This is a genomic window from Kitasatospora sp. NPDC017646 (genome assembly GCF_044329365.1).
Lineage (GTDB): Bacteria > Actinomycetota > Actinomycetes > Streptomycetales > Streptomycetaceae > Kitasatospora.
Map to the genome: position 1 here is coordinate 1 of NZ_JBIRJC010000112.1, position 4,223 is coordinate 4,223.

At 71.2% G+C, this 4,223-nt stretch carries 4 protein-coding genes and 1 pseudogene; 3 read left to right on the forward strand and 2 right to left on the reverse strand.

Annotated elements, in window-relative coordinates:
* Positions 1-113, reverse strand: a pseudogene (locus ACH4J0_RS42825) (electron transfer flavoprotein subunit beta); the annotation flags it as partial.
* Positions 114-515: 402 nt separating this feature from the next.
* Entirely contained in the window at positions 516-929 is a 414-nt protein-coding gene (locus tag ACH4J0_RS42830) for a thioredoxin family protein (protein WP_396246609.1), read from the reverse strand.
* Between the two features lie 221 nt (positions 930-1,150).
* On the opposite strand from ACH4J0_RS42830, the gene ACH4J0_RS42835 reads away from it, so the two are divergent.
* From ACH4J0_RS42835 to ACH4J0_RS42845, 3 genes are all read left to right on the forward strand, one after another.
* Positions 1,151-1,576 (forward strand): DUF4395 domain-containing protein, encoded by a 426-nt coding sequence (locus ACH4J0_RS42835; RefSeq protein WP_396246606.1) that lies wholly within the window; start codon positions 1,151-1,153, stop codon positions 1,574-1,576.
* 247 nt (positions 1,577-1,823) lie between these two features.
* On the forward strand, positions 1,824-2,594 hold the full coding sequence (locus ACH4J0_RS42840; protein WP_396246607.1) for a lysophospholipid acyltransferase family protein: 771 nt from the start codon (positions 1,824-1,826) through the stop codon (positions 2,592-2,594).
* Positions 2,595-2,801: 207 nt separating this feature from the next.
* Positions 2,802-4,127 (forward strand): TolB family protein, encoded by a 1,326-nt coding sequence (locus tag ACH4J0_RS42845; protein ID WP_396246608.1) that lies wholly within the window; start codon positions 2,802-2,804, stop codon positions 4,125-4,127.
* Positions 4,128-4,223: the final 96 nt, after the last annotated feature.

The following is a 4,223-nucleotide window of genomic DNA, read 5'->3' on the forward strand; positions in this document are numbered from 1 at the left end:
TCCGACAGGAGGCCGTCCACACCCTCCCGGTCGGTGGTGTGGTCGTCCGCGAAACGACGGTCACCCGTCGCGTCCGGCACGTACTTCACACAGACAACGATCCTCAAGCTCACGGCCTTGTCTCCTGTACTGGTCTCGTCCGGCGGCTGCGGCGTGCAAGCGGGTGCGAACACGGCACGCACCCGCTCCGGGCAGCGAGTTTCCCGTGCCGGTCCGGAACTTCCTGGCAGCATACTCGGCGGTAGCGCGGTGGTCACTACTGGCCAGTAGCTTACGCCGGACGGCACGCACCGCCGCCTGCGCCCATCCTGCCCCAGTCGGGGTCGACTCCACCTCACGGGGCGGTGCGAACCGGTACGAGCTTTCCGGAGCGGCTGCACGGGCGGCGTCGGCGGCGCCGTTGGGCGGATAACAGATGACAGCGAACAGATTTCATCATCTGTTCGCTGTCATCTGTTATCCGTCATCTGTCACTTGTCATCCGCCATCTGTTACCAGTCACCTGTTTCCGCCCATCAGACCGCCTGGCCCAGCGCCGCGATCACGTCCGCCTTGCGCGGCATCCCCGCCGCTCGGCGCACCACCCGGCCCGCCGCGTCCAGCACCAGCACGGTCGGTGTCCGCAGGACCTCCAGCCGACGGACCAGCTCCAGCTGCGCCTCGGCGTCCAGCTCGACATGCTCGACCCCGTCGACCATCCCCGCGACCTCGGCAAGCACCCGCCGGGTGGCCCTGCAGGGTTGGCAGAACGCGGTGGAGAACTGCACCAGGGTCGCCCGCTCACCGAGCGGCCCGCCCAGCTCCGCCTCCGACAGCCGTACCGTCCCGTCCTTGGTGCGCACCCTCAGCCTTCCGTCGCGCCTCGCCCTCAGCAGCCCGAACGCGGTCGCCACCGCCAAGACGACGAAGCACACCACCAGTCCGGTCACCCCTCCAGTCTGCGACAGCACGTACGGGCTCCGAAAGAGAGGTCGACCTCCCGTCACCGGGCCCGTACGATCGGCAGGTGGATTCGGACCGCCTTTCCCCGCCGCTGCTGACCGTCCGTCGCGTCGTCGGCCCGGAGCCGGCCACCTCCGCCAGCTGTCGCTGACGCACCCCGCCGCAGCCGTTCGCCGCAGCCGTCCGTCGCGACCCTCCCGGAGCCCCCGTGCAGACCGACCCTCGCGGTCCCCGCTTCGCCGCCGCACTCACCGCGGTGGTGCTGGCCGTCGTCCTCATCACCGGCAGCGGGTTGCTGCTGGCCGCGCAGACCCTCGTGTTCGTGCTCGGCGCGACCGCCGGTCCCCGGGTGTCCCCGTACGGCTGGCTGTTCCACACCTTCGTCGCCCCGCGCCTGGCGCCGCCCACCGAGACCCAGGACGAACGCCCGCTGCGCTTCGCCCAGGGCGGCGGGGCCGTCTTCGCCGCCGTCGGCGCCCTCGGCTACCTCACCGAGGTCACCTGGCTCGGCCTGCTGTCCACCGCCTTCGCCCTGGCCGCGGCCTTCCTCAACGCCGCCTTCGGCTACTGCCTCGGCTGCGAGATCTACCCGATCGTCCGACGCGCCCAGGGCCGCCTGGGCGCGGGCGCCTGACGCCGCCCGCCACCACCCGGCCGGGGAACGCGGAGGAACCGGAAAGTTCCCGACCGAATCCATCACGGAGATCACACCGTGAATATTCGCTTGACCGCACGCCTCAGGTGACAGCAGGCACCCGTTCGGGGGATCATCTCCCTGTATCACCCGTGACCGCCGCGGCGTGCCGTGCTCCGGTCGGCCCCCGTGCACGGCACGGGTACCCGCCGTACCGGGCCCCGGCCCGTGGAAGTCAGGACTGACCGTGGCAGAGTTCGTCTACCCGCCGGTGATCGGCGCCGCACTCACCGCCTTCCGCGCGCTCGATGTGCGGATCGAGATCATCGGTGCCGAGCACATCCCCGCCGAGGGCGGAGCGGTACTGGTCAGCAACCACATCAGCTACCTGGACTTCCTCTTCGCCGGCCTCGGCGCCTACCGCGGCGGGAAGCGCAAGACCCGGTTCATGGCCAAGGACGACGTCTTCCGGCACCGCATCTCCGGTCCCCTGATGCGCGGCATGAAGCACATTCCGGTCGACCGGACCGACGGCCAGCCCGCGTACGAGACCGCCGTGCGCGCCCTCAAGGCCGGCGAGGTCGTCGGGGTCTTCCCCGAGGCGACCATCAGCCGCTCGTTCATGCTCAAGAAGTTCAAGACGGGCGCCGCACGGATGGCCGCCGACTCCGGCGCCCCGCTGCTGCCCGTCGTCCTGTGGGGCACCCAGCAGCTCTGGACCAAGGGCCGCCCGAAGACCCTCACCAAGCGCCACGTCCCAGTGACGATCATGATCGGCGAACCGATTTACCTGGGCCCGAACGACAAGCCCGTCATGGTCACCAGGAAGCTGCGTGCCGCCATGACCGAGATGCTCGACCGGGCCCAGCGCGAGTACCCCGCCAAGCCCTCCGGCCCGGACGACACCTGGTGGCTGCCCGCCCAGCTCGGCGGCACCGCGCCAACCCTGGAGGTCGCCGAGGCCGAGGACGAGGCGGAGGCCCTCGCCAAGGCCGAGCGCCGCGCCGCCCGGGGCTGACCCACCCCGCGCTTCCCGAGCACCCCCGCCCCCGCCCACTTCCTGTGACCGAGCAGACACGATCCATCGCGTGTCGCCCGGCTCCGGCGCTCCCCGTCTGGCACAGTGACAGCTCGTTCCAGGGGCCTTCCCCTGGATTCGTGCTGAGTCCCTCCCGCTCTCGAGTCGGGGCAGACGTCGAAGCGGTCGGAAAGGTCGGAGACGGAGATGACGCGGAGCACCGGTACACGGCAGTTCCCCACGAGCAAGGCCCGCACCCGCGCAACCTCCGGTGCGGGCCTCCTGCTCGTGGGTGCCCTGATCACCGGCTGCGGAGCCGAGCCGGGTGAGATCCCGCTCTCCGAGATCCGCCCGGAATCCCCTACCGCCACCCCCGCGTCCACCCAGTCCACGGCCCCGGGCGTCGTCGGCGCCGCGAACGCGGACGCGCACAACGGACTGATCGTCAGCCGCGCCTACACCGACGCCGGCCGCACCACCAGTGCCATCGTCACCCTCGGCCCCGACGGCGCCGGCCAGCACCAGGTCACCCAGCCGCCCCAGCGCGCCCGTGACGACCGCCCCGACTGGTCCCCCGACGGCAGCGCCATCGCCTTCGACCGCACCGACCCCCAGTCAGGCACCGCGCGACTCTGGACGGTCTCCACCACCGGCGACAACGCCCACCAGATCAGCCAGCTCTGCGACGCCGCCAGCGCCACCGCCGACTGCGCCAACGAGGACGAGCGCGCCCCCGCCTTCTCCCCCGACGGCAAGCAGCTCGCCTTCAGCCGTTCCTGGGGCGCCCTCGACCAGGCCCACAACAACCAGGTCCAGTACTCGGACCTCTACCTGATGAGCCCCGACGGCACCAACGTCCAGCGGCTCACCTTCCTGACGAACGACAAGCCCTACTCCGGTGCCGTCGGCAACCCGAGCTGGTCGCCGGACGGCAAACAGCTCACCTTCGAGTACCGCACCAGCGCCACCGGACAGCCCGCCGACAGCCGCGCCATCTACGTCGTCGGCGTCGACGGCACCGGGCTCCGCCAGCTCACCCCCTGGGAACTGCGGGCCGGCGAGCGCGCGGCCTGGTCCCCCGACGGCACCCAGATCCTCTTCACCACCTACCCGGCCGGCCCCGACAACACCCCCGGCGGCGGCATCTACACCGTCCACCCCGACGGCACCGCCATCGGCGCCCTCACCCCCGCCCCGTCCACGACCTTCTACGGCACCGCGGCCTACGCGCCGGACGGCAAGTCCATCGTCTTCACCCAGGCCCCCGCGGGCTCCGGCTCGGACCTCTACAGCATGCGACCGGACGGTACGGGCGTCGCGCGTCTCACCAACAGCGCGGACAAGTGGCTCAGCCGTCCGGCCTGGGGAACGGCGGCAGTACCGGCCCAGGCGGCCCAGTCCGAGGCCCCGTCAACGGCCCCGTCAGCCGCGCCGTCAACGGCCGCGTCAGCATCGGCCGGACCGACGCCGACCCAGGCGCAGGGACAGCCGAATACGGATCACAACCAGTCGCCGGGCGGCGGCGACAACTGAGACGGAAATGCGAAAAGCCCCCGATCCGATGGATCGGGGGCTTTTCTGAATGATTGTTCGGCGGCGTCCTACTCTCCCACAGGGTCCCCCCTGCAG

Bases quoted from the DNA above. Each gene is read 5' to 3' on its own strand.
- ACH4J0_RS42845 (WP_396246608.1), top strand. From the start codon at position 2,802: ATGACGCGGAGCACCGGTACACGGCAGTTCCCCACGAGCAAGGCCCGC.